This window comes from Knoellia pratensis (genome assembly GCF_042666395.1).
In the GTDB taxonomy this organism is placed as follows: Bacteria; Actinomycetota; Actinomycetes; order Actinomycetales; family Dermatophilaceae; genus Knoellia; species Knoellia pratensis.
The window spans coordinates 270,605-293,860 of sequence record NZ_JBHTDJ010000004.1; the positions used below are offsets into that span (position 1 = coordinate 270,605).

22 protein-coding genes are annotated in these 23,256 nt (G+C 68.3%); 16 read left to right on the forward strand and 6 right to left on the reverse strand.

The genetic code is table 11. The features are described from left to right. Positions 1 to 6 precede the first annotated feature (6 nt). From ACFQRE_RS17425 to ACFQRE_RS17440, 4 genes are read left to right on the forward strand one after another with little or no spacing between them, the layout of a single operon-like run. Complete coding sequence (locus ACFQRE_RS17425) at positions 7 to 291, forward strand: HypC/HybG/HupF family hydrogenase formation chaperone (protein ID WP_380124863.1); 285 nt, start codon at positions 7 to 9, stop codon at positions 289 to 291. After that, complete coding sequence (gene hypD, locus ACFQRE_RS17430; RefSeq protein WP_380124865.1) at positions 288 to 1,415, forward strand: hydrogenase formation protein HypD; 1,128 nt, start codon at positions 288 to 290, stop codon at positions 1,413 to 1,415. Before ACFQRE_RS17425 ends, hypD begins: the two co-directional genes overlap by 4 nt. After that, positions 1,412 to 2,470 carry a hydrogenase expression/formation protein HypE gene (hypE, locus tag ACFQRE_RS17435; RefSeq protein WP_380124867.1) on the forward strand — a complete coding sequence of 353 codons (1,059 nt, stop codon included), beginning with the start codon at positions 1,412 to 1,414 and terminating at the stop codon, positions 2,468 to 2,470. The genes hypD and hypE overlap by 4 nt, the downstream gene beginning before the upstream one ends. A gap of 12 nt (positions 2,471 to 2,482) precedes the next feature. Then, entirely contained in the window at positions 2,483 to 3,205 is a 723-nt protein-coding gene (locus ACFQRE_RS17440) for a DUF6390 family protein (protein ID WP_380124869.1), read from the forward strand. 136 nt (positions 3,206 to 3,341) lie between these two features. Here the strand turns inward: ACFQRE_RS17440 and ACFQRE_RS17445 are convergent, their stop codons facing one another. Beyond that, positions 3,342 to 4,355, reverse strand: coding sequence for a hypothetical protein (locus ACFQRE_RS17445; protein WP_380124871.1), 1,014 nt, complete (start codon positions 4,353 to 4,355; stop codon positions 3,342 to 3,344). A 39-nt stretch (positions 4,356 to 4,394) separates the two neighbouring features. Continuing rightward, positions 4,395 to 6,260, reverse strand: coding sequence for a helix-turn-helix domain-containing protein (locus ACFQRE_RS17450; RefSeq protein WP_380124873.1), 1,866 nt, complete (start codon positions 6,258 to 6,260; stop codon positions 4,395 to 4,397). Positions 6,261 to 6,423: 163 nt separating this feature from the next. Between ACFQRE_RS17450 and ACFQRE_RS17455 the strand changes: the two genes are divergently transcribed. The 6 genes from ACFQRE_RS17455 (at position 6,424) to ACFQRE_RS17480 (ending at position 11,914) form a co-directional block, all read left to right on the forward strand. After that, on the forward strand, positions 6,424 to 7,227 hold the full coding sequence (locus tag ACFQRE_RS17455) for an ABC transporter ATP-binding protein (protein WP_380124875.1): 804 nt from the start codon (positions 6,424 to 6,426) through the stop codon (positions 7,225 to 7,227). Then, positions 7,220 to 7,927, forward strand: a complete 708-nt coding sequence (locus ACFQRE_RS17460) for an ABC transporter ATP-binding protein (RefSeq protein ID WP_380124877.1) — start codon at positions 7,220 to 7,222, stop codon at positions 7,925 to 7,927. The genes ACFQRE_RS17455 and ACFQRE_RS17460 overlap by 8 nt, the downstream gene beginning before the upstream one ends. A 69-nt stretch (positions 7,928 to 7,996) precedes the next feature. Then, entirely contained in the window at positions 7,997 to 9,247 is a 1,251-nt protein-coding gene (locus ACFQRE_RS17465; RefSeq protein ID WP_380124879.1) for an ABC transporter substrate-binding protein, read from the forward strand. A gap of 21 nt (positions 9,248 to 9,268) precedes the next feature. Continuing rightward, positions 9,269 to 10,138 (forward strand): branched-chain amino acid ABC transporter permease, encoded by an 870-nt coding sequence (locus tag ACFQRE_RS17470; RefSeq protein ID WP_380124882.1) that lies wholly within the window; start codon positions 9,269 to 9,271, stop codon positions 10,136 to 10,138. Beyond that, a complete protein-coding gene (locus ACFQRE_RS17475; protein ID WP_380124884.1) occupies positions 10,135 to 11,172 on the forward strand; it encodes a branched-chain amino acid ABC transporter permease in 1,038 nt (345 codons plus the stop codon). Before ACFQRE_RS17470 ends, ACFQRE_RS17475 begins: the two co-directional genes overlap by 4 nt. Further along, the gene (locus ACFQRE_RS17480; protein ID WP_380124886.1) at positions 11,165 to 11,914 is read left to right on the forward strand and encodes a 3-hydroxybutyrate dehydrogenase; all 750 of its coding nucleotides are present in this window, start codon (positions 11,165 to 11,167) and stop codon (positions 11,912 to 11,914) included. The genes ACFQRE_RS17475 and ACFQRE_RS17480 overlap by 8 nt, the downstream gene beginning before the upstream one ends. An 83-nt stretch (positions 11,915 to 11,997) precedes the next feature. Here ACFQRE_RS17480 and ACFQRE_RS17485 read toward each other — a convergent pair whose 3' ends face one another. Together ACFQRE_RS17485 and ACFQRE_RS17490 are read right to left on the reverse strand one after the other, a co-directional pair. Next, positions 11,998 to 13,113, reverse strand: coding sequence for a methyltransferase (locus tag ACFQRE_RS17485; RefSeq protein ID WP_380124888.1), 1,116 nt, complete (start codon positions 13,111 to 13,113; stop codon positions 11,998 to 12,000). 11 nt (positions 13,114 to 13,124) lie between these two features. Continuing rightward, entirely contained in the window at positions 13,125 to 14,660 is a 1,536-nt protein-coding gene (locus ACFQRE_RS17490; protein ID WP_380124890.1) for a helix-turn-helix domain-containing protein, read from the reverse strand. A 94-nt stretch (positions 14,661 to 14,754) separates the two neighbouring features. Here ACFQRE_RS17490 and ACFQRE_RS17495 point away from each other — a divergent pair, with 94 nt between their 5' ends. Together ACFQRE_RS17495 and ACFQRE_RS17500 are read left to right on the forward strand one after the other, a co-directional pair. Further along, positions 14,755 to 15,249, forward strand: a complete 495-nt coding sequence (locus ACFQRE_RS17495; RefSeq protein ID WP_380124892.1) for a hypothetical protein — start codon at positions 14,755 to 14,757, stop codon at positions 15,247 to 15,249. Further along, positions 15,246 to 16,130 (forward strand): hypothetical protein, encoded by an 885-nt coding sequence (locus tag ACFQRE_RS17500; RefSeq protein WP_380124894.1) that lies wholly within the window; start codon positions 15,246 to 15,248, stop codon positions 16,128 to 16,130. Before ACFQRE_RS17495 ends, ACFQRE_RS17500 begins: the two co-directional genes overlap by 4 nt. Before the next feature lie 18 nt (positions 16,131 to 16,148). Here ACFQRE_RS17500 and ACFQRE_RS17505 read toward each other — a convergent pair whose 3' ends face one another. Both ACFQRE_RS17505 and ACFQRE_RS17510 read right to left on the reverse strand, forming a co-directional pair. Beyond that, positions 16,149 to 17,417, reverse strand: a complete 1,269-nt coding sequence (locus ACFQRE_RS17505; RefSeq protein WP_380124896.1) for an HRDC domain-containing protein — start codon at positions 17,415 to 17,417, stop codon at positions 16,149 to 16,151. A gap of 1 nt (position 17,418) precedes the next feature. Next, the gene (locus ACFQRE_RS17510) at positions 17,419 to 18,006 is read right to left on the reverse strand and encodes a DUF3000 domain-containing protein (protein WP_380124898.1); all 588 of its coding nucleotides are present in this window, start codon (positions 18,004 to 18,006) and stop codon (positions 17,419 to 17,421) included. Positions 18,007 to 18,124: 118 nt separating this feature from the next. On the opposite strand from ACFQRE_RS17510, the gene ACFQRE_RS17515 reads away from it, so the two are divergent. The 4 genes from ACFQRE_RS17515 to ACFQRE_RS17530 are packed head-to-tail and all read left to right on the forward strand — an operon-like array spanning position 18,125 to position 23,254. After that, positions 18,125 to 19,642: a pyridoxal phosphate-dependent decarboxylase family protein gene (locus ACFQRE_RS17515; protein WP_380124900.1), complete on the forward strand. Its 1,518-nt coding sequence runs from the start codon at positions 18,125 to 18,127 to the stop codon at positions 19,640 to 19,642. After that, a complete protein-coding gene (locus ACFQRE_RS17520; RefSeq protein WP_380124902.1) occupies positions 19,642 to 20,940 on the forward strand; it encodes a lysine N(6)-hydroxylase/L-ornithine N(5)-oxygenase family protein in 1,299 nt (432 codons plus the stop codon). Before ACFQRE_RS17515 ends, ACFQRE_RS17520 begins: the two co-directional genes overlap by 1 nt. Then, a complete protein-coding gene (locus ACFQRE_RS17525; protein WP_380124904.1) occupies positions 20,937 to 21,479 on the forward strand; it encodes a GNAT family N-acetyltransferase in 543 nt (180 codons plus the stop codon). The genes ACFQRE_RS17520 and ACFQRE_RS17525 overlap by 4 nt, the downstream gene beginning before the upstream one ends. After that, positions 21,476 to 23,254 (forward strand): IucA/IucC family protein, encoded by a 1,779-nt coding sequence (locus ACFQRE_RS17530; RefSeq protein ID WP_380124906.1) that lies wholly within the window; start codon positions 21,476 to 21,478, stop codon positions 23,252 to 23,254. The genes ACFQRE_RS17525 and ACFQRE_RS17530 overlap by 4 nt, the downstream gene beginning before the upstream one ends. Positions 23,255 to 23,256: the final 2 nt, after the last annotated feature.

Genomic DNA, 23,256 nt, shown 5'->3' on the forward strand with positions numbered 1-23,256 from the left:
GCGCACATGTGTCTAGCAGTCCCAGGTCGCGTCCTGTCCGTCGAGGACCAGGACGGTACGACCATGGCGCAGGTCGACTTCGGCGGACTCCGCAAGGAGGTCTGTCTGGCCTACATCCCCGACGTACAGATCGGTGAGTACGTCATCGTGCATGTCGGTTTCGCGATCCAGCGGCTCGACGAGAAGTCGGCGCTGGGCACGTTGGCCAACTTCGAGAAGCTCGGCATCCTCGAGGAAGAGTTCGGCGACGGCTTTGCCCTCGCCGCCAAGCAGGCAGGAGAATCGCAATGAAGTACCTCGACGAGTTCAGTGACCCGGTGCTGGCCGGCAAGCTGGTGGACCAGATCCACGCAGTGACCACTCAGCCCTGGGCGATGATGGAGGTGTGCGGCGGGCAGACGCACTCGATCATCCGACACGGCATCGACCAGCTGCTGCCCGAGGGCCTCGAGATGATCCACGGCCCGGGCTGCCCGGTCTGTGTGACGCCGCTCGAGCTCATCGACAAGGCCTTGGCGATCGCCGAGCAGCCGGGTGTCATCTTCTGCTCGTTCGGCGACATGCTCCGAGTGCCCGGCAGCAGCAAGGACCTGTTCTCGATCAAGAGTGCCGGCGGTGACGTACGGGTCGTCTACAGCCCGCTCGACGCGCTCAAGCTGGCGCGCGAGAACCCCGACCGGCAGGTCGTGTTCTTCGGCATCGGGTTCGAGACCACGGCGCCGGCCAACGCGATGACCGTCTACCAGGCGAAGAAGCAGGGCATCGCGAACTTCTCCCTGCTGGTCTCGCACGTGCTCGTCCCACCGGCCATCGCGGCGATCATGGAGTCCCCGAGGTGCCGGGTGCAGGCGTTCCTCGCGGCCGGCCACGTGTGCAGCGTGATGGGCACATCGGAGTACCCCGCTCTGACCGAGAAGTACAAGGTGCCGATCGTGGTCACGGGGTTTGAGCCGCTCGACATCCTCGAGGGCATCCGGCGCACGGTGATCCAACTCGAGTCGGGTCGGCACGAGCTGGAGAATGCGTACTCCCGGGCCGTCACCGCCGAGGGAAACGTGGCGGCGATGGCGATGCTGCGCGACGTCTTCGAGGTGACCGACCGCACGTGGCGCGGTATCGGGATGATCCCGCAGAGCGGGTGGAAGCTGTCCGAGCGATACGCCGACTACGACGCGGAGACACGGTTCTCGGTCAGCGACATCCACACCGACGAGTCGGCTCTGTGCCGCTCTGGTGAGGTGCTCCAGGGCCTCATCAAGCCGCACGAGTGTGCGGCGTTCGGCAAGGAGTGCACGCCACGCAAGCCACTGGGCGCGACCATGGTCTCGTCCGAGGGCGCGTGCGCGGCCTACTACACCTACCGGCGCCTCGACCACCTGGAGCTGTCCGAGACCCGCCTGGTGGAGAGCCGATGAGCAACGACCTGGACTTCGAGGGCTGGGTCTGTCCGCTGCCGCTGCGCGACACCCCGACGATCGTGATGGGCCACGGGGGCGGTGGAGCCATGTCCGGCGAGCTGATCGAGCAGCTCTTCCTGCCGGCCTTTGGGGGCGCTGCCCGCGCCGAGCTCGGCGACTCGGCCGTTCTGGAGGTGCCCGCCGGCCGGCTGGCCTTCTCGACGGACTCGTTCGTGGTGAAGCCGATGTTCTTCCCGGGTGGTTGCATCGGTGACCTCGCGGTCAACGGCACCGTCAACGACCTGGCGATGGTGGGGGCAACTCCCCTCTATCTCTCGACGGCGTTCATCCTGGCCGAGGGCACCTCGATGACGGACATCGGCCGCGTCGCGATGGCCATCGGCAAGGCGGCCGAGGTCGCGGGAGTGCAGCTCGTCACCGGTGACACCAAGGTGGTGGACAGTGGCAGCGGTGACGGCATCTTCATCAACACTGCCGGCATCGGCGTCATCCCCGACGGCATCGACATCTCGCCGGCTCGGGCCCGGGTCGGCGACGTCATCCTGGTGAGCGGCGACATCGGCGTGCACGGCATCGCGGTGATGAGCTGTCGTGAAGGGCTCGAGTTCGGCACGACGATCGAGAGCGACTGCGCGCCTCTGCACGGACTGGTCGCCGACATGCTTGCCACAGGGGTCGACGTGCACGCGCTGCGGGACCCGACCCGCGGGGGAGTCTCGGCCACCCTCAACGAGATCGCCAAGGCTTCCGGCGTGGGCATCGAACTGGTCGAGAAGGACCTGCCGATCCCGGCCGAGGTCAAGGACGCGTGCGGCCTGCTCGGCCTTGACCCGCTCCAGGTCGCCAACGAGGGCAAGCTGATCGCGATCGTGGCGGCCGAGGATGCCGACGCGGTGCTGGCCGCCATGCATCAGCACCCGCGCGGTGCGGGTGCGCGCCGCATCGGCACGTGCGTCGGGGAGCACCCGAAGATGGTCGTGGCCCGGACCGGTCTCGGCGGGACCCGCGTCGTGGATCTGCCGATCGGCGAGCAGCTACCGAGAATTTGCTGAGCGTCTGTTGCCATGAGTGACGAGGGGGCTCTGAAGTTCGCGCGCTACGCCTACCCGCCCAACGAGCTCGGCTACTGCGGTCCCGACGGTGCGCACGAGATGCTCGTGCCCGGCGCGGTGGCCGAGATCGAACGGCGGGCGCGGCTGTTCGACGGAGCCTGGGTCTACCTGGAGTTCCTCGCCGGGGTGCTCGGCACCGACGACCCTCTGTCGACGCCGGTGGTGGAGGCGTACTGGATCGGCAACGACCTGCTCTCCGCCGTTGATCCGGCCGCCCTCGTCGACCATCTGAGGGTGGCGTTCGACGGTCAGGTCGGCGGGACGTGGCGGGAGTCGGCCGACCGGGCTCGCGCGCACCACAGCTACCAGGTGTTCGAGGTCTATCCATGGGCGGCGATGCTGCTTCGTGGGCTGCCGCCCGGTCCTGCGGTGTCGGTGCTCGACCGCTGCCGGATTCGGTCGGGGGTCGTCAGCGAGGTCGACGGCGAGTGGGTGGTGGTGACGTCCCGCCTCCTGACCTGGGACGGTGGCTCCTTGACCCCGTCGCCTCACCGGGCCGAACGCGCCCGGTGGTCGGTCGACGGCAGGAGCCTGCTGTCGCCACCGGACGTGGGCGACACGGTGGCGCTGCACTGGGACTGGGTGTGTGACGTCCTCACGCCAGATCAGGCCGACCGCATCCAGCAGATCGAGGAGACCCAGCGAACCGCCGTTGGGCTGGACAGGCAGGCGTAAGGGGCCCGGAGAGCTCAAGGGCGGTGACCGGGAGGCCATCATCGGGAGTGCCCGGTCAGGTCAGGGTGCCGTACACGAAACCAGGTCGGCACGTGGTGATGCGGTGACCACCTGGGCCAGACGCGTCGCGTCCCGCTCAGGTGGTACGGGGTGGCTGGTCGGCCAAGTGGGCGCGAAGGGCGACGTAGACCTTGCGGACGCCGATCGCGCGCTGCAGGTCGTCTTCGATCTGGGAGAAGAACTCGCGGCGGTAGTTCTGGTCGATGACCGCCTGCACCGTGAAGTAGAGCCCGGCGAAGCCCGACAGGAAGACGGCGACCGAGAACAGCTCGTTGCTCACGAGGTGCAGCCCACCCGTCTCATAGGTCGGGGCGTGGCCGACCCACGACTCGATGACGTCAGGCTGGATGGCGATCGAGCCGAACACGACGAAGAACGTGAAGACGATGAGGGCCAGGCTGACGACCTGGATCGCCTGGGTGATGAACAGCATGAGGAGCAGGTTGTTGCGCTGGAGCCCGCGCAGTCGGATGCCGGCAACCTCACGGGCCAGGTGCGGTTCGTCGAGGATCTCGCGGGCGGCCGAGGCGACGGGGGTGCCGGCACAGGACGCAGCGAGGCGCTCGCCCTCGACCTCCGCCCCCAACCGACTGATCTCCTTGTCGAACGACGGGGCGAGGAACGCCACCGCGAGGACGACAAAGACCGCGACGGTCGACCACAGGAGGGGTCGACTCAGCGACGACGCCACCTGCCAGACCTCGGTGTTGATGAAGAGGAAGGTGATGAACAGCAGGAGGAAGGGCAGGGCCCGGGTCGCGAGCGGGACGAGGAGCGACCGCCCTTCCCAGGCGTGGGCGAGCGCCCATCGGCCGATGAGCGGGACGCGGAACACTCGTGCGCCACGAAGCAGCCCGACCAGTGCGGCGGAAACGATCGCAGCCCACACCGCGTCCGGCCACGAAGCGTTGGCCACCTTGGCCAGAACCCCGGCGCCAACTCCGATGACGAGGGCGATTCCGGTCCACAGGAGGACCACCCGCGCGGCGAAGGCGCGGCGGATCGACTCGTGCCCGGCCTCGACAAAATAGGGGAGTCCGTGGTCGTCGAACCACTGCTCGCACTTGGCGACGTCGTTGGGGGTGAGCACGCGCACAGCCTCTCAGGTGATCAGGGTGATGTGCGGTTCTCACCGGGCCGTGGCGGACGCGAGGTGCCGCAGTCGCAGCGCCAGTTGCAGCTCGAGAGCGCGTTCGGGGGACTGCCAGCCGTCGCCCACGAGGCGCGTGATGCGCTCGAGACGCTGGGCCACGGTGTTGGTGTGGACGTGCAGTCGCGTGGCCGCGTGGCGCGGGCTGGCGCCGGCCAGGAAGTAGGCCTCGAGGGTGCCCACGAGGTCGGTGCCCCGCGACGTGTCGTAGTCGTGCAGGGGACCAAGAACCGAGTGCACGTATGCCGTGACCTCCGGTTGGGTGCCCACGATGAGTCCCGCGAAACCCAGGTCAGCGGCGGCCGCGCCATCGCCGCGACGCCCGAGCGCGACGAGCGCCTCGGCCGTGCGGACGGCCTCGGTGTGTGTCGCCGCGAGGTCGGTCCCCAAGGTTCCTTCGGCCTCGTTCACGGGACCAGCCGCTCCCACGGTGACGATTTGGTTGCGGGACAGGCGTTGCGCCAGATCGGTTGCGGCAGAACCGGGTTCGACGCCAGGCACGAGAGCCACGACGTGGCCCTCGACCTCACCGACGAGGCCGACGCCACCGAGGGCGGCGCTGACCGCGAGCACGAGTGAGCGGGCCGTCGCCGCCTCGGTCCCGATCACCGCGAGCAGGCAGACGGGTTCGCGCAGGTCGAGGCCGAGCGAACGGGCGGCCGGGAGCAGGAGACCGAGATCGGCGTGACCGCTCACGAGGCCCGAGACGAGGTCGGTGCGTTGCTGCTGGCGGGTCTCGGCCCGGTTGCGCTCACCGAGCAGGACGAGGGCTGTGACGACGGCGGCGCGCTCGACGGTGCGTTCGTCGGAGTCGTCCATCGAGGACACCTCACCGATGACGAGGGTGCCGAGCGGCTCACCGGCCGCGGCGATGCCGATCGCCCACGCGTCACCGAGCCGGGACAGCCGTCCACCGTCGACGCCACCGTCGACCTGCGTCATGAGGTCGCGCAGGGCCTCACCGGTCGGCGGAGCCTCACCCGCCACGCTGCGTGGTGCACCGTCGAGATCGAGCAGGAGTGCCCACCCGCCGAGGAGTTGGGTCAGGGACTCGGTGAGGTCGTCGACCCCGCCACCCTCGAGGACGATCTCGGCGAACCGGTCGTGGGCGGCGGCGGCGCGTTCGATCCCGGCGGCGTAGTGGCTCACTCGGTCGGTGGCGTTCGACAGGGCCGCGAGGGTGCGTGAGGACTCCTCGACGGCCCGGACCTGGACGATCGTCACGGCTGCGAGTGCCGCGAGGGAGCCGAGCAGGGCCACCTCGTCGTGGGTGAAGGACCGTGGAGTGCGGTTGGAGGCGAAGAGCACTCCGACAAACTCGTCCTTGACGAGCAGAGGAGTGCCGCAGATGGCCACGAGGCCCTCGTCGCCGACGGCGCCGTCAATCGAATGAGTGTGCCGGAAGCGGGCATCGGCGAAGTAGTCGGCGGTCCAGTACGGCTTGTGCGACTGAGCGACAAGGCCTCCGAGGCCGGCGCCGAACGCCAGCCGCACGACCTGGAACTGGGCCGAGACCGAGCCCGCCGTGGCGCGCATGAAGGTGTCGCCACGCTCGTGGTCGAAGAGCGTGAGGTAGGCGACGTCGGTCCCCATGAGCCCGCGGGCCCGCCGGACGATTGCATCGAGGACGACGGACGGGTCGCTCATCGAGGCCAGCTCGCCAGCCGTGTCGACGAGGGCGGCCAGCTGCTGCTCACGTCGGCGTTGCACATCGAAGGCGCCGCTGATCCGGATGGCGAGGTCGCGGGCGTGCGGATCGACGTCGAGGGAGGCCAGGTCGCCGGCGGATGCTCCTGAGGCGAGCATCTCGAGCAGGCGAGTGCCCACGTCCACGTCATCGTGCATGAAGCCGATCCTAGGCGCCCCACCCGGCCACCGCATGGGCCTCCACGCCATGAGAACGGGCAGACCATGGTTCCCCAAGCCATGTGAGCCCGTTTGGGTCCGGCCTAGGGTGAGGCTTCACCGCCTGCAGATGTCCTGCACCGCGGAGCACAAGGAGGTGCTGGTGAGCGCGAGCCCATCGACCACAACGACGTCCCCGTCGGCAGCGTTGACGCCGATCCTGCGGACCGTCGACCTGACGAAGGACTTCCGCGGCTTCACCGCTGTGGGCGGCGTGAACCTCGACGTCACCGAGGGCACGATCCACGCGCTCGTCGGCCCCAACGGTGCCGGCAAGACCACCCTGTTCAACCTGCTCACCGGCTTCCTCACGCCGACCTCGGGGCAGATCCTCCTGCGCGGTGACGACATTGCCGGGAAGCAGCCGGAGCAGATCGCCCACCTGGGGGTCGCCCGCTCCTTCCAGATCACCAGCCTGTTCGACGAGATGACCTTGCTGGAGCACCTCGAGCTCGCGCTCGCCTCACCGACCGGGATCGGCTATCGGTTCTGGACGTCCCGCAAGCGGCTCGGCGCCTTCCGCGAACGGTCGATGGAGCTCCTCGGCGAGGTCGGACTCGCCGACCGCAGCGGCCAACGAGCCGGCTCCCTCGCCTACGGCCAGAAGCGGGCCCTCGAGATCGCGCTGGCGCTGGCTCTCGACCCCTCCTTGCTCCTCCTCGACGAGCCCACCGCAGGCATGGGCCTCGAGGACGTCGATCGGACCATCGCCCTCGTCAGATCAGTCTCCGACGGGCGCACCGTCGTCTTCGTCGACCACAACATGCACGTCGTCGGCTCCCTCGCCGACAACGTCACCGTCCTCCAGTCGGGCGAGGTGCTCGCAGAGGGGACCTATGACGAGGTGCGGGTCGACGAAAGGGTCATCACGGCATACCTCGGAGAGTCTGGAGACACACATGAGTGACACGTTGCTCACGGTCGACAAGCTCTCGGCGTTCTACGGGGAGGCGCAGGTGCTGCGCGACGTCTCCATCGACGTCGCACCCGGTGAGGTCGTGACCCTCGTCGGTCGCAACGGTGCCGGAAAGACCACGTTGCTGCGCTCGATCATGGGCCTGCACAAGGGAACTCGCGGTTCGATCTCCTTTGCCGGGACCACCCTTGATGGCCGCTCCGCCGACAAGCGGGCCCGTCTGGGACTCGGCTGGGTGCCCGACGACCGCGGGATCTACGCCACCCTCACCGTCGCCGAGAACCTCAGCCTCCCGCCCGTCGTCGACAAGGCCGCAGCCTGGAGCCTGGACAAGATCTACGAACAGTTCCCGGTGCTGCGCGAGCGTCGCGACTTCCCGGGCACCAAGCTCTCGGGCGGTGAGCAGCAGATGCTCGCCATGGCTCGCCCGCTGAGGGCGGGGTCACGGCTCCTGCTCCTCGACGAGCCGAGCGAGGGACTCGCGCCGGTGATCGTCAACCAGATCGGTCAGATCATCCGCGACATCAAGGCGCAGGGGGTCGCGGTCCTTCTCGTCGAGCAGAACGTGAAGTTTGCGTCGACCGTGGCCGACCGCCACAACCTCCTCGCCCAGGGCGAGGTCGTCGAGAGTCTCGACAACTCCGAATTCCAGTCCCGCACAACGGAACTGCTCCAGCACCTCGGCATGTAGCCGAAACGCACAGAACTGCACCCCAGCATCGGACCGCCGGGCACGGCATACACACCCCAGGAGGGGAACATGCGAAACACCAAGATGATCAGCCTTGCGGCCATGGTGGCCAGCTCAGGCCTGCTGCTCACCGCGTGCGGCAGCGCAGGCGGCGGCCCGGCGAAGGCCAGCGGCAAGATCAGTGACGACAAGATCGTCCTCGCCGTCCTCAACGACCAGTCCGGTGTCTACAAGGACCTCTCCGGCACCAACTCGGTCGAGGCCGTGAAGATGGCCGTCGAGGACTGGAAGGCCGCCCACAAGGACGATGCGGTGAGCAAGAACATCGAGGTCGTCACGGCCGACCACCAGAACAAGCCCGACATCGCCAACACCAAGGCGCAGGAGCTCTACGACCGGCAGAAGGCCGACATCATCCTCGACGTCCCGACCTCGTCCGCGGCCCTCGCCGTCGCGACGCAGGCCAAGGCGAAGAAGAAGGTCTACATCAACATCGGCGCCGGCACGACCGCCCTCACGGGCAAGCAGTGCAACAAGTACACGTTCCACTGGGCCTACGACACCTACATGCTCGCCAAGGGCACGGGTGGCACGCTCACCAAGGATGGCGGCAAGAAGTGGAACGTCGTCTACCCGGACTACGCGTTCGGTCAGGACATGACCAAGTCGTTCGAGGGCCAGATCAGCTCGGCCGGCGGTGCGATCGGCCAGAAGGTCCCGACGCCGTTCCCCAACGACAACTTCGCGACCTACATCACCAAGGCTGCGGCGGACAAGCCTGATGTCATCGGCACCATGCACGCCGGTGGTGACCTCATCAACTTCGTCAAGCAGTACAACCAGGCGGGGATCAGCGACCAGATCAAGCTCGCTGTCGGCCTGATGTTCATCACCGACATCCACAGCCTCGGCGCGGACCAGTTCAAGGGCGTCACGTTCACCGACGCCTGGTACTGGAACTTCGATGACCAGAACCGCGCGTGGGCCGACAAGTTCCAGGCCAAGACCAAGACCCGCCCGTCGTTCGCGCACGCAGCGAACTACTCCGCGGCCTACAACTACCTCGAGGCCGTCCAGGAAGCCGGGTCCGACACCGGTGACGACGTCGTCGCCAAGCTCGAGGGCAAGAAGATCAACGACTTCTTCCTGCGCAACGGTGAGGTTCGTGCGGCGGACCACCGCGTCATCCACGACGCCTACCTTGCCGAGGTCAAGCCCCAGTCCGAGGTCACCGAGGAGTGGGACCTCGAGAAGATCGTGGCCACCATCCCCGCGGCCGACGCCTTCAAGCCGGTGGCCGAGTCCGGCTGCTCGATGTGATGAAGGGTCTTTGAGAACCTGATGAGTGCATTCATCCAGTACACGCTCCAGGGTCTGGCGACGGGCGGCTTCTATGCCCTCGCCGCCCTGGGGCTGGCGGTCATCTTCGGTGTCATGGGGGTGGTCAACTTCAGTCACGGCGCCATGTACATGCTCGGCGCCGTTGGGTCGGCCGTGCTCCTCGACGTCGCAGACATCCCGTTCTGGGGTGCGCTCGTCATCGTCCCGATCCTCCTCTTCCTCTTCGGGGTCCTCGTCGAACGGTTGCTCGTGCGATGGCTCCTCACGCTCGATCCGCTCTACAACTTCCTGCTCACCTTCGGCCTGACGCTGCTCATCGTCGACCTGGTCAAGCGCAAGTACGGCGTCTCCGGGTTGCCGTACGAGCTGCCGGCGGGACTCGAGGGGCGGGTGAGTATCGGCGGGCTGAGCCTGTCGAGCTACCAGCTGTTCGCGGCGTTCTTCTCGGTGGTGCTCTGTGTCGCCGTGTGGATGCTCCTCACCAAGACGCGCATCGGCATGATCGTGCGCGCCTCGACCGAGGACGCCGAGCGCACCCGTGCCCTGGGCATCAACGTCGGTCGGTGGGTGACTCCCGTGTTCGGCTTCGGGATCGCCCTGGCCGGTGTGGCCGGAGTGCTCGCGGCACCGTTTCGCGCGATCACGGCCGACATGGGCAGCAACTTCATCATCATCCTGTTCGCCGTCGTCGTCATCGGCGGGCTCGGTTCGATCCTCGGCGCAGTCGTCGCCGGGTTCCTCGTCGGGCTCGTCGAGGCGTACGGCCAGGCCTACGCACCGTCCTACGCGCAGGTCCTCATCTTCGTCCTCATGGCAGCGGTCGTCCTCGTCCGCCCGGCAGGACTCTTCGGCCGCGAGGAGGCCTCATGAGTGCCCAGCTCACTGAGACGACGCGTGTCGAGACGGCCGCTTCGGCGGCACCCGACCGCAAGCTCAACCCGTTCGTGCGGGCCGGACTGCTCGTCGGTGCACTGCTCCTCGTCCTCGCCCTGCCCTGGTACATCTACCCGCCCGTCGCGATGGACATCATGGCGTGGGGTCTGTTCGCGATCTCCGTCGACCTGCTGCTCGGCTTCACCGGGTTGCTGAGCTTCGGGCACGCGATGTTCTGGGGCACGTCGGCCTACGTCACCGGACTCATCGCCACCCGCTCCGGGCTGCCGTTCCATGTCGCGGTCCTCGGTGGTGCCGTCGTCGCCATGATCATCGCGGTGCCCACGGGCTATCTCGCCGTGCGCCGGACCGGGATCTACTTCGCCATGGTGACGCTGGCGTTCGCCCAGATGATCTTCTTCATCGCCAACCAGGCGCGTGACCTCACGGGTGGCGAGAACGGCCTGCAGGGCATCCCCAAGACGTTCTTCGGGGTCGAGCTGGTCGAGACCGATCCGTTCTACTTCTACTACGCCGCGCTGCCGCTCATCCTGCTCGGGGCCCTCATCGCCTGGCGCACGGTGACCTCGCCGTTCGGTCGGGTCCTCCTCGCCATCCGCGACAACCCGGCCCGCGCACGAGCACTCGGCTACGACGTCGAGCGCTACAAGATCATGGTGTTCGTCATCTCGGCCGGTATCGCAGGCCTCGCCGGGGGAGTGTTCTCGGTCAGCCACGGCTTCGCGTCATTGCAGGAACTCATCTGGCAGACGTCCGGCAAGGTCGTGCTCATCACCGTCCTCGGTGGCATCGGCACCCTGTGGGGTGGTCCGCTCGGAGCGGCTGTCGTCGTCCTGCTCGAGGACAACCTGGCGTCCTCGGGCTTCAACGGCATCGGCATCATCACCGGCACGATCTTCGTCCTCATCGTCCTGCTCTTCCGCAAGGGCATCTGGGGCACGGTGGCCGATCTGGTCGCCCGGATCCGCGGCCGCGCGGCAGCTGCGGCACAGGGGAAGCGTGATGCTTGACGGTCGCACCGCGCTCGTCACGGGCGCCGGGAGCGGGATCGGCGCCGCTGTCGTGGATCGCTTCGTCGCCGAGGGAGCCCGGGTGCACGCGGTCGACATCGACAGTGACGCCCTCAAGGCGCTCGTCGACCGCCTCGGAGCCGAGCGGGTCACCCCGTGGGTCGTCGACCTGTCCGACCTCGACGCCCACGCGGGGCTGCCCACGGACATCGACGTCCTCGTCAACAACGCCGGCATCCAGCACGTCGCACCCGTCCACGAGTTCCCGGTCGAGGAGTTCGAGCGGATCCACCGGATCATGCTGCTCTCGCCGTTCCGGCTCGTGCGTGCCTGCCTTCCCCACATGTATGCCGCTGGCTGGGGTCGCGTGGTCAACGTGTCGTCCGTGCACGGGCTGCGGGCGAGCGAGTTCAAGTCGGCCTACGTCTCGGCCAAGCACGGCCTCGAAGGGCTCAGCAAGGTCGTGGCCCTCGAGGCCGGCGACAAGGGCGTCACGAGCAACTGCATCAACCCCGCGTATGTGCGAACTCCGTTGGTGGAGAAGCAGATCAGCGCACAGGCGCAAGCACACGGCATACCCGAGTCCGAAGTCCTGGCGGAGGTCATGCTGACACCAGTGGCCGTGAAGCGGCTCATCGAGCCGGCCGAGGTCGCCGACCTCATCGGCTTCCTGTGCGGACCCTCGTCGGCGTCGATCTCGGGGACGTCGTTCAGCATGGACGGCGGCTGGACCGCCCACTGACGGTCACACCGACTTCGTGCCCCAGACGGACACACAGACGTCGGCCACGGCCCCGCAACGTGTCCGTCCGGGGCACGAAGTCGTCAGGGGGTGCGCTTGCGCGAACTCGTCACGGTGAACTTGGTCGTGCGCTGGACCTGCTTGGTGGAGCCAATGGTCTTGTCGAGGATCGGCCGGTAGTTGAGCGGCGTGTTCCAGACGACCCAGAGCTCACCGCCGGGTTCGAGCGCCCGGGCTGCTTCCGCGAAGAGGCGTTCGGCCAGACCCGTGTGCACTGCGGCACCGACGTGGAAGGGCGGGTTGAGAACGACGAGCTGCGCCGAAGCCGTGGCGACGGTCTCGAGTCCATCGGCGCGAACCACCTCGACACGGTCACTGACACCGTTGGCGGCCGCTGTCGCGAGGGTCGACGCGATGGCCGCAGCCGACTGGTCGGTCGCGAGGACCTGGAGTTCGGGGCGAGCCAGGGCGAGAGCCGCCGCCACGACACCGCTGCCGCAGGCGAGGTCGATGGCCCGCTCTGCCTGACGCATGTCCGGGATGTGCTCGAGCAGCAGGCGGGTGCCGATGTCGACGCCGTTGCCGGCGAACACTCCACCATGCGCTGCAAGGGTGAGGCCCAGGTCGTCGTGCCGCTGCTCGCGCGGCCAGGACTCGGCAACACCTTCGCGCGGCCCCGTGACGTGGAGCGCGCGCGACTTCTGCCGGGCGCGGCTGGGCCGCACGTCGGTGAAGTGGTTCGCGAGAACGTCATTCATCGTCAGCGCCATGTGCTTGACCCGGCCGCCCGCGACGAGGTGCACGTCGGGGTGGGCGTGGGTCGCGATGAGCTGGGCGATCTCGTCGAGCTCGTCGAGCGAACGAGGGAGCTGCACCAGCACGAGGCGGGCGTCCTGCACCAGCGCCGCATCGAGGGCGTGGTGCTCGAACCCGTCGACCCGACGGCGAGCGGCGTTGGCATCGAGCGCGCGTTCACCGAGGACGCCGTCCTGGTGCACGCGCACGCTGGTTGCGCCACCGTCGAGGGCGCCGAGGGTCAGGGCGCCGTGACGGTCGCCGATGACGACGACCTCCTCGGGGAGCGCGCCGAGCACTTCCCTGGCCTCATCGAGGATGAGCGAGTCGCTGGCGTCCCACGCCTGGAGGTTGGAGGCCTCGACATCGGGCCAGCGGCGCAGGTCGTTCCAGTCAGTCGTCAAGATGTCGATGATCAGATGTCGCGGAAGATCTCGATGGTGGCGCCGAGGGCGTTGAGCCGCTCGGCGAGGTCCTCGTAGCCGCGGTTGATCACGTAGACGTTGCGCAGCACCGACGTGCCGTTGGCCGCGAGCATCGCGAGGAGCACGACCACACCGGGTCGCAGCGCCGGTGGACACATGACCTCGGCCGGACGCCACTTGGCGGTGCGACCGGTGATCATGACGCGGTGCGGGTCGAGCAGCTGCACCTGGGCGCCGACCTTGGTCAGCTCGGTGAGATAGATGGCGCGGTTCTCGTAGACCCAGTCGTGGATCATCGTGGTGCCCTCGGCGCAGGCCGCGATGAGCGCGAAGAACGGCAGGTTGTCGATGTTGAGGCCCGGGAACGGCATCGGGGCGATCTTGTCGATCGGGGCCGTGAGCTGGCTCGGCAGGATGGTGATGTCGGCGAGGCGGGTGTGACCGTTCTTGGCGACGTACTCGTCGGACAGCTCGTACCGCAGGCCCATGCCGTCCAGGGTCGCGAGCTCGATCTCGAGGAACTCGATCGGCGCACGCTCGATGGTGATCGAGGACTCCGTGACGACGGCCGCTGCGATGAGGCTCATGGCCTCGATTGGGTCCTCGCTGGGGGAGTAGTCGACGTCGACGTCGATCGACTCGCAGCCGGTGACCGTGAGGGTCGTCGTGCCGATGCCGTCGATCTGGACGCCGAGGCGCTCGAGGAAGAAGCAGACGTCCTGGACCATGTAGTTCGAGGACGCGTTGCGGATGACCGTCGTGCCCGGGTGCAGGGCGGCGGCAAAGAGGACGTTCTCGGTGACCGTGTCGCCACGCTCGGTGAGCACGATGGGCTTCTCGGGGCGCGTGGTCTTGTCAACCTTGGCCTCATAGAAACCGTGCGTCGCCGCGACATCGAGACCGAACGACTTCAAGGTGGTGAGGTGCGGCTCGACGGTGCGCGTGCCGAGGTCGCAGCCACCGGCGTAGGGCAGCGAGAACGCGTCGAACTGGTGGAGCAGCGGGCCGAGGAACATGATCACCGTGCGCGTGCGGCGTGCAGCCGCGACGTCGATGGCGTCGAGGTCGAGCGTTGCCGGCGGAATGATCTCGAGGTCGCTGCTGTCGGGGAGCCAACGCACCTTGACACCCATGGAGGTGAGGACCTCGATGATGCGGTTGACCTCCTCGATGCGCGCGAGGTTGCGCAGCGTCGTGCGGCCCTTGTTGAGCAGGGCGGCGCACAGGAGGCCGACGGCGGCGTTCTTGGACGTCTTGACCGGGATCGAGCCGGACAGCTTGGCGCCGCCGACGATCCGGAGATGCTGGGGGCCGCTGTGGCCGAGGGAGACGAACTCGCTGCCGAGCGTTTCGCCGACGCGGGCGAGCATCTCGAGGCTGAGGTTCTGACGGCCCTGTTCTATGCGGGCAACGGCGCTCTGACTCGTGCCGAGCTTGTCCGCGAGCTCGTTCTGGGTCAGGCCCTGATGGCGTCGTGCATCCCTGATGAGGGTGCCGATCCGGGTGAGGTAGCTGGACTCAGTCATGCCGAATAGCGTATGTCAGATATGAGATAACGCAACTCTGCGCGCCACGCGCAGGGTCCCCGGAAGAGCCCCTGACGTCTGCCACCATGGCGCTATGACAGGGGCCCCGACGCGTGAAACTCTTCCTTGGTATGCCGTGTGCTGGCGGTTGGTCGTGAGCGTGGCGGTCGTCGTCATCGTCGCTCTGGGCAGCTTCATCGGCAACGACGGGTGGTGGCCGTTCTCGCCCATGTCGCAGTACGCCTTCTCGGTGAAGAACGACGGCGTCATCAACTCACTGACCATGGGGGCACTCACGGTGGACGGCGAGGAGGTTCGGGTGCCGTTGTCCAAGGAGAAGATCGGCATCGAGCGCGCCGAGGTCGAGGGGCAGGCTCCGCGCATCATCAACAATCCGGGCCTGCTCCAGGACGTTGCGGTGCTCCACCGCCGCCGGCTCGGCCACGAGCCCGCCTATCGCACCATCTGGTTGCAGAACACCCAGCGAGACATCCGGACGGGCACCACGACGGTCAAGACCCTCGTGTCGTGGGACGTCGTCGACCCCGCCGATCCCGCGCCGAGCGGCATCTCGCAGGACGCACGATGAGGTCGGTGCGCGCCTTCTTCGCCCCATCGCTGCCCCTCGCCCGAGTGGCGTGGCTGCGACGGTTCATCTACGCGTTCGTGTGGCTGGACGTCTTGTGGATCGTCACCGATCCCCTTCCGCACGGTGACATCCCGGCGAGTCTCTACCGAGGGCTCAGCGTCCGGTCCCTGCTCGGGATGCCGGCGCCGTCTCCCACCTATGTCCGGGTGCTCCTGGCGCTCATCCTCATCAGCTCATTGTGTGCGGCGTTCGGGCGCTTGCCACGGTTGGCCGGGCTGGTCTGCGCGGTCGGAATGCTCGACTGGGTGAGCAACGCCTTCGCCTACTCCAAGGTCGACCACGACCACTTCGCGCTCATCGTGGCCCTGTTCGTGCTGCCCTCCCTGGGCCGAGCCAGCACCCGCGATGTGGATGTTCGCTCGGAGTCCGCGGGCTGGGCCATCCGCATGATCGAGATCGGCGCCGTCTGCGTCTATGCGTTGTCGGCCTGGGCCAAGATGCGCTTCGGCGGGTGGGGCTGGGCCAACGGGGCGACCCTCATCTGGGCGCTCACGCGCCGACCCAACGGCATCGGACCCTGGGTCGGGTCACACCCAGCACTGACCCACGCGCTCCAGTGGATCGTCCTCGTCGCCGAGTTCTGCGCGCCGGTCATGCTGTGGCTGCGGGGGAGGGCGCTCCAGGTTGCACTGCTGTTCTGGGCGGGCTTCCACCTGAGCACCTACCTCATGCTCAAGATCCACTTCCTGCCGTTGGCGGTCTGCCTGCTCGCCTTCCTGCCACTGGAGCGGATCGGGTCGGTGCGTGATCGAGTGGCGTTTGTCCGTTCGCGCCGGGCAGGCAAGGGGTCGGCCGGGGTGAGCGCGCAGGTTGCCGAGTAAAGAGGGGCCCGAGGGCTGTCAGCTGGCGTCGGGGTGGGCCGCGAAGGCCCGGGCCAGCATCGGCGCCACGATCTCTGCCTGCCACTGCCGCACGCCGTAGTCGTGGAGCGCATCGGTGAACCCGGCCTCGTCACGCTCCGTCGGCGGGCGCCAGACGGCACGACGCAGCGGGTCTGGCGAGATGACGTTCTCGATCGGGATCTCACGTTCTTCGGCGTATGCCGTGAGCTCGGCTCGCGTGGCCGCCAACCGTTCCGCGGCGATCGGGTCCTTGTCGGCCCAGGAACGTGCAGGCGGCGGACCGTCGGAGCGGATCGTGCGGGGCGGTAGGTCTGCCTCGTCGACGGCGTTGGCGCGCTTGACCGCGGCCACCCACTGACGGCCGTAGCGCGAGATGGCCCGGTGCCCGCTCGGGAGGTCGGCCGGCACCGTCGGTGCCTCGACCGCGATGGCGATGAGGCCGGCGTCGGGCAGGATCCGTCCGGGTGAGGTGTCCCGGTCGCGGGCGATGTCGTCGCGGGCGTACCAGAGCTCGCGCACGACGGCGACGCCGCGACGGCTGCGGATCGTGTTGAGTCCGCTGGTGCGACGCCACGGGTCGACCCGCTCGGTGGGCTCCCAGGTGAGTAGCGCCTCGAACTCCTGGCGGGCCCACTCGGACTTGTCCTGGCGCGCGAGGTCGACGCCCATGAGGTTGCGCAGCTCGGTGAGCACCTCGACGTCGAGCGCTGCATAGCGCAACCACGGCTCGGGCAGGGGGCGCGTCGACCAGTCCACGGCCGAGTGTTCCTTGGCCAGGGCGAGGCCGAGGTAGTGCTCGACAACGGCTGCGAGTCCAACGCGCGGGAGGCCCAGCAGGCGGGCGCCGAGCTCGGTGTCGAAGAGCTGGACCGGGCGCAGCCCCACCTCCGCAAGGCAGGCAAGGTCCTGGGTCGCAGCGTGCAGGATCCACTCGGCGCGACCGATGGCGTCGTTGAGGGGGGAGAGGTCCGGGCAGGCGATCGGGTCGATGAGCCAGGTTCCGGAGCCCTCACGGCGCACCTGGATGAGATAGGCGCGCTGGCCGTAGCGATAACCAGAGGCCCGCTCGGCGTCGACCGCGACCGGTCCCTCGCCGGCGGCGATCGCCGCGGCTGCCTCGGTGAGTCGACGCTCGGACTCGACGACGTCGGGAGTGCCGTCGGCGGGCTCGTTGAGCGGCGTGGGAGGCGGCTGGGCCGGTTCGATGTCCGGAGCGATGTCGGCGTCCTCGGTGGAGGCAGACGAGGCGGAAGGAGCGTCGGTCATGTCAGCGGCGGGGCCCGGGCAGGGCGACGACGCCCTCGGGCAGGGGAGGGAGCCCGGCGATGGTGCAGAGCAGGTCGGACCAGGCGAGGAGGTGCAGTCCGGCATCGGGTCCGACGGGGGTCCACGACGCGCGCACCTCCATCTCGACGCTGGCCGGACGATCGGCCAGGCCGGCGAAGCTCTGGCTGACGACGCGGGTGACGGTGCCGGCTTCGTTGATTGCTTCGACGTCGCGGTTGCCGAGGGCGTCGACGAGCCAGGACCAGCCCACTTCACCCAGAAGCGGGTCGGCGGCCAGCTCGGGTTCGAGCTCGGCACGGGCGAAGGTCACGACCCGCCACTCGCCGCCCCACGGCTCGGGTGCCGACGGGTCGTGGAGAAGAACGAAGCGACCCGAGGCCAGCTCGTCCTCGTCGTCTGCGGCGGAGCCGAGCACATCGGCGGTGAGCGCCACGGCATACGGAGCGATCCGTTGCGGTGCAGGCACCTCGGTGATCCGGACCTCGGGACGCAACCGGACGTGCCTGAGTGCCTCGAGAGCCTCGGTGAACTGCGGAGACTCGCGGCCAGGAAGAGAGCGGGTTGCCACCTGATGAGGGTATGCCGGGTGCATGGGTTCGCGTCGAGGCCACGCCGGAGGTGGTGACGCCGTGGCCACCATGCACCGGCTTGCTTAGGTCGTCCTAACTAAGGTTAGGCTCACCTACATGACCATAGATGAGTCGTCACCCGCCACGTCCCTGCTCACCGCACGCACCGCCGAGGCCTGCGCCGACGCGGTCGCCGCCACCGCACGTCTTGCTGCCGAAGCGATCGCCGGAGCGCCAGCGCCGTTCAGTGGTGCCACGCCCGGGCCCCTGGGGCGCGCCGTGGCCGCGATTGATCTCGACGTCCCGATGAGCGGCATGCCCGCCGTGCTCGACGAGGTGCGAGACCTCTACCTGCGCGATGCCGTCTACTTCCACCACCCGCGCTACCTCGCCCACCTCAACTGTCCGGTCGCCGTCCCCGCCGTGGCGGCCGAAGCGATGCTGACCGCCGTGAACTCCTCGCTCGACACGTGGGACCAGAGCGCGGGCGCCACGCTCATCGAACGTCGCCTCGTGGACTGGACCACCGAGCGGATCGGCCTCGGGCCCGATGCCGACGGCATCTTCACGAGTGGCGGCACCCAGTCGAACCTGCAGGCGCTCCTGCTCGCCCGCGACGAGGCCCTCAGGGCTCACGCCGAGATCCCTCGCGCCGAGGCCCTGGGCCGGTTGCGGATCTTCGCGTCGGCCTCTGGCCATTTCAGTGTGCAGCGTGCCGCCCAACTCCTCGGGCTCGCGCCGGAGGCGGTCATCGCCGTCCACACCGACGACTCCGAACGCATGTGTGTCGACGCGCTCGTGGCGGCGGTGTCCGAGGAGCGCCGCGTCGGCAACCTTCCGTGCGCCGTCGTCGCCACCGCTGGAACGACGGACTTCGGCAGCATCGACCCGCTCACCGAGATCGCCGACGTCGCTCTCGCCCACGACCTCTGGATGCACGTCGACGCGGCGTACGGGTGCGGGCTCCTGGTGTCCCGGCGCCGCGCGTTGCTCTCGGGGATCGAGCGCGCCGACTCGGTGACGGTCGACTTCCACAAGTCGTTCTTCCAGCCGGTGAGCTCCAGTGCGGTGCTCGTGCGGGACCGCACCACGCTGGGCCATGTCACGATCCGGGCCGACTACCTCAACCCGGTCGAGCACGCCGACCGACGCGGCATCGAGGACCAGGTCGACAAGAGCCTGCAGACGACTCGACGCTTCGACGCGCTCAAGCTGTGGTTCACGTTGCGCGCCATGGGCCCGGACCGGGTCGGTGAGCTCTTCGACACCGTCATCAACCTCGCTTCAGCGACCGCGCGTCACCTCCGGCTCGACCCGCGCTTCCGGGTGGCGGTCGACCCCGTGCTCAGCACCGTCGTCTTCCGCTGGATCCCCACCACCCACGAGACCCTGGGGGCTGTCGATCCTCGGGTCGATGCCGCCAACACCGGCGCCCGCGAGGCGGTCTTCTCCAGCGGGGAGGCCGTCGTTGCCTCGACGAAGATCGACGGCCGCACGTGGCTCAAGTTCACCCTCCTCAACCCCGAGACGACCCTCGCCCAGGTCCTCGAGGTCGTCGACCTCCTCGCCGACCATGCCGAGCGGGCCTTCGATGCCGCACCGGAGTTCGTCGTCACGGGCAGGGAGGTCGCCTGATGCACGACGTCATCGGAATCGGTCTCGGCCCCTTCAACCTCGGCCTCGCTGCCCTCCTCGACCCCATCGACGACGTGGACGAGGTGTTCCTCGAGGCGCGCGACGAGATCGCCTGGCACCCGGGCATGCTGCTGCCCGACAGCCGGCTGCAGACGCCCTTCATGTCGGACCTCGTGACGATGGCGGACCCCACGTCGCGTCACTCGTTCCTCCAGCACCTCAAGGAGACGGGTCGCCTCTACCCGTTCTACATCCGCGAGTCGTTCTATCCGCTGCGCCGTGAGTTCGACGCCTACTGCCGGTGGGTGTCGCAGCGGCTCGAGAGCGTCCGCCTCTCGCGTCGGGTCATCTCGGTGACGTTCGACGAGGACCGGCTCGCCTATGTCGTGCGGGCGTCGACTCCTGACGGCGAGGAGACGTATGCCGCCCGCTCGCTCGTCGTGGGGACCGGCACTCCGCCGCACGTCCCGGACAGCTGTGCCGGCCTGCCGGCCGAGGTGCACAACTCGACCTACCTCCGGCGCAAGCCGCAGTTGCTCGAGTGCCGTCGCGTCGTCGTCGTGGGCAGCGGCCAGAGCGCGGCCGAGATCTTCCAGGACCTGCTCGCGACCGACGACGGTCGCGAGCGCGAGATCATCTGGCTGACGAGGTCGCCGCGGTTCTTCCCGCTCGAATACACCAAGCTCACCCTCGAGATGACCTCCCCGGAGTACGTCGACCACATTCACGCCCTCCCGCCGGAGCGTCGAGAAGCCCTCATCGCCTCACAGGCCCAGCTCTACAAGGGCATCTCGGGTGACCTCGTGGACGACATCTACGACGCCCTCTATGCCGCGGGTGTCGATGGGCCACCCAACGCCCGCCTCTTCACGAATACCGCTGTGACGGGCTCGATCCAGGAGACGGATGGTACCTACCGGCTCACGGTGAAGCACGCCGACACCGGTGAGGAGCGCGACATCGAGACCGACGGACTCGTCCTCGCCACCGGCTACAAGCACGAGGTCCCGGCCTTCCTTGCGCCCGTCGCCGATCGCATCCGCTGGGACGAGCGAGGCCGCTTCGACGTGACCCGCGACTACCGGGTCGACGTCGATGGTCCGCCCATCTGGGTCCAGAACGCCGAGCTCCACACACACGGGTTCGCCGCCCCGGACCTCGGGATGGCGGCATACCGGAACTCCTTCATCGTTCGTGGGATCACGGGCCGCGCGGTCTACCCGATCGAGACACGCATCGCGCACCAGGAGTTCGGCCTGCCCGAGGTCGCGCCGCTCCGACAGGACGTGTCGGTATGACGACCTTCACGCTGCGCCCGGTCGACCCGGTCGCGGACGCACCGACCCTGCACGCCTGGGTGACCCACCCCAAGGGGCACTTCTGGCAGATGGCCGACTCCGATGTGGCGGCAGTCGAGAGCGCCTATGTCGAGATCGACGTAAACCCATCTCACGAGGCGTTCATCGGCATGGCCAACGGTGAAGCGGTGTTCCTCGTCGAGCGTTACGACCCGGCGGGTGATCCCGTGGGGGATGCCTACTCCGTGCAGCCGGGTGACGTCGGGATGCACGTGCTCGTCGCCCCGACCGACGCTCCGGTGCCCGGGTTCACCCGTGAGGTGTTCGCCATGATCATGCGCTGGCTCTTCGAGGACCCCGCGGTCCAGCGCGTCGTCGTGGAACCCGATGCCGACAACCGCGCCGTCCACGCCCTCAACGAGTGGGCCGGCTTCGCGGTCCACTCACGCGTGTCCCTGCCCGGCAAGGACGCTCTCCTGAGCTTTTGCACCCGAGCCGACCACGCCGCATCCGCTGCCCGCCGAGGAGCCGCCGCATGAACACTGCACCCCATTCGCCCCAGCACCTGAAGCCCGAACACTGGGCCCGTGCGACCCGCTGGCTCGTCCGCAAGGCGTTGGCCGAGTTCGCCCACGAACGCATGCTCGAGCCCATTGCCCTCGGACGCGGAAGGTATGCCGTCCGCTCGAGTTCCGGTGCGGCATACGAGTTCTCGGCACGTCTCCTTCCACTCGACCACTGGCTCATCGCGCCCGACTCGATCATGAGGACGGTCGACGGCGAGGTGCGAGAACTCGATGCGCTCGAGCTGTTCGTCGACCTGCGCGCCGACCTCGACCTCGGCCCCAAGGTCCTGCCGCTGCTCCTCGAGGAGGTGTCGGCAACGCTCAGTGCGCAGGCCTATCGCTGGTCCGTCCCCCAGCCGAAGAGCAGCGAACTCGTCGGTGCCGACTTCCAGCTCATCGAGTCGTCGATGCGTGAGGGGCACCCCTGCTTCGTCGCCAACTCGGGACGGATCGGCTTCGATGCGAGCGAGTACGAGCGCTACGCCCCCGAGGCGGCGCCTGACGTGAGGCTCGTCTGGCTGGCCGCCCGGCGCGAGCGCGTCACCTTCGCCGTGGGTGCGGGCATGACGCGTGATCGTCTGCTGGCGCAGGAGTTCTCCGACGAGACCCGCACCCGCTTCGAGGCCGTCCTCGGGGAGCGCGGAATGTCGCTCGAGGACGTCCACCTGCTGCCGGTGCACCCGTGGCAGTGGGACAACCGGGTGACGACGACCTTTGCCGCCGACCTCGTCCGGGGTGACCTGGTCCTGCTCGGTCACGGCGACGACGTGCACCGACCTCAGCAGTCGATCCGCACGTTCTTCAACACCTCGGCGCCGGAGCGCAGCTACGTCAAGACGGCGTTGTCCGTCCTCAACATGGGCTTCCTGCGCGGTCTCTCCGCGGCATACATGGAAGTCACCCCGGCGATCAACGACCACGTCGCCGAACTGGTGCGCGGCGACGAGACGCTGCGAGGCAGCGGGTTCGACGTGCTGCGCGAGCACGCGTCGGTCGGCTATCGCAGCCCCACCTACGACGCCGTCGCCGAGAAGGGTGACCCGCACCTCAAGATGCTCGCCGGCCTGTGGCGCGAGAGTCCCGTGCCTCTGCTGCGTGACGGGGAGACGCTGGCGACGATGGCCAGCCTGTTGCACGTCGACGAGGTGGGGGAGTCCTTCGCCGCAGCCCTCGTCGAGACCAGTGGACTCACCCCGGAGGAGTGGGTGCGTCGCTACCTCGAGGCCTACCTCGTGCCGGTGACCCACTGCCTCGTCGCCCACCAGCTCGCCTTCATGCCCCACGGCGAGAACCTCATCCTCCTGCTCAAGGACGGCGTCGTCGCGCGCGTCATCATGAAGGACATCGGCGAGGAGGTCGCGATCTTCGACACGGAGGTCGCGCTCCCTGCGGCCGTGGAGCGCGTGCGGGTCGCGGTCGAACCGTCGATGCAGGCGCTGTCGATCCTCACCGATGTCGTCGACTGCTTCCTCCGCTTCCTCGCTGGCGTGCTCGACGAGGCCGGGACGATTGACGCGGAGGACTTCTGGGCGATTGCACGAGACGTGCTCCGGGACTACGAGGACACGCACCCCGAGCTCTCCTCGAGGCTCGAGGCGCTCGACCTGCGCGCGGCCGATTTCGACCTCTCCTGCCTCAACCGGTTGCAGCTGCGCAACAACCAGCAGATGGTCGACCTGGCGGATCCCGTCGGTGCTCTGGCGTTCGCCGGTCGGATCGCCAACCCACTGGCGGGCGCGCGCTCCTAGGC

What these genes read in the sequence shown, in the direction of transcription:
- ACFQRE_RS17425 (WP_380124863.1), top strand. Translation starts at nt 7, where the DNA reads ATGTGTCTAGCAGTCCCAGGTCGCGTCCTGTCCGTCGAGGACCAGGAC.
- hypD (WP_380124865.1), top strand. Translation starts at nt 288, where the DNA reads ATGAAGTACCTCGACGAGTTCAGTGACCCGGTGCTGGCCGGCAAGCTG.
- hypE (WP_380124867.1), top strand. Translation starts at nt 1,412, where the DNA reads ATGAGCAACGACCTGGACTTCGAGGGCTGGGTCTGTCCGCTGCCGCTG.
- ACFQRE_RS17440 (WP_380124869.1), top strand. Translation starts at nt 2,483, where the DNA reads ATGAGTGACGAGGGGGCTCTGAAGTTCGCGCGCTACGCCTACCCGCCC.
- ACFQRE_RS17450 (WP_380124873.1), bottom strand. Translation starts at nt 6,260, where the DNA reads ATGCACGATGACGTGGACGTGGGCACTCGCCTGCTCGAGATGCTCGCC.
- ACFQRE_RS17460 (WP_380124877.1), top strand. Translation starts at nt 7,220, where the DNA reads ATGAGTGACACGTTGCTCACGGTCGACAAGCTCTCGGCGTTCTACGGG.
- ACFQRE_RS17465 (WP_380124879.1), top strand. Translation starts at nt 7,997, where the DNA reads ATGCGAAACACCAAGATGATCAGCCTTGCGGCCATGGTGGCCAGCTCA.
- ACFQRE_RS17470 (WP_380124882.1), top strand. Translation starts at nt 9,269, where the DNA reads ATGAGTGCATTCATCCAGTACACGCTCCAGGGTCTGGCGACGGGCGGC.
- ACFQRE_RS17475 (WP_380124884.1), top strand. Translation starts at nt 10,135, where the DNA reads ATGAGTGCCCAGCTCACTGAGACGACGCGTGTCGAGACGGCCGCTTCG.
- ACFQRE_RS17480 (WP_380124886.1), top strand. Translation starts at nt 11,165, where the DNA reads ATGCTTGACGGTCGCACCGCGCTCGTCACGGGCGCCGGGAGCGGGATC.
- ACFQRE_RS17490 (WP_380124890.1), bottom strand. Translation starts at nt 14,660, where the DNA reads ATGACTGAGTCCAGCTACCTCACCCGGATCGGCACCCTCATCAGGGAT.
- ACFQRE_RS17495 (WP_380124892.1), top strand. Translation starts at nt 14,755, where the DNA reads ATGACAGGGGCCCCGACGCGTGAAACTCTTCCTTGGTATGCCGTGTGC.
- ACFQRE_RS17500 (WP_380124894.1), top strand. Translation starts at nt 15,246, where the DNA reads ATGAGGTCGGTGCGCGCCTTCTTCGCCCCATCGCTGCCCCTCGCCCGA.
- ACFQRE_RS17505 (WP_380124896.1), bottom strand. Translation starts at nt 17,417, where the DNA reads ATGACCGACGCTCCTTCCGCCTCGTCTGCCTCCACCGAGGACGCCGAC.
- ACFQRE_RS17515 (WP_380124900.1), top strand. Translation starts at nt 18,125, where the DNA reads ATGACCATAGATGAGTCGTCACCCGCCACGTCCCTGCTCACCGCACGC.
- ACFQRE_RS17520 (WP_380124902.1), top strand. Translation starts at nt 19,642, where the DNA reads ATGCACGACGTCATCGGAATCGGTCTCGGCCCCTTCAACCTCGGCCTC.
- ACFQRE_RS17525 (WP_380124904.1), top strand. Translation starts at nt 20,937, where the DNA reads ATGACGACCTTCACGCTGCGCCCGGTCGACCCGGTCGCGGACGCACCG.
- ACFQRE_RS17530 (WP_380124906.1), top strand. Translation starts at nt 21,476, where the DNA reads ATGAACACTGCACCCCATTCGCCCCAGCACCTGAAGCCCGAACACTGG.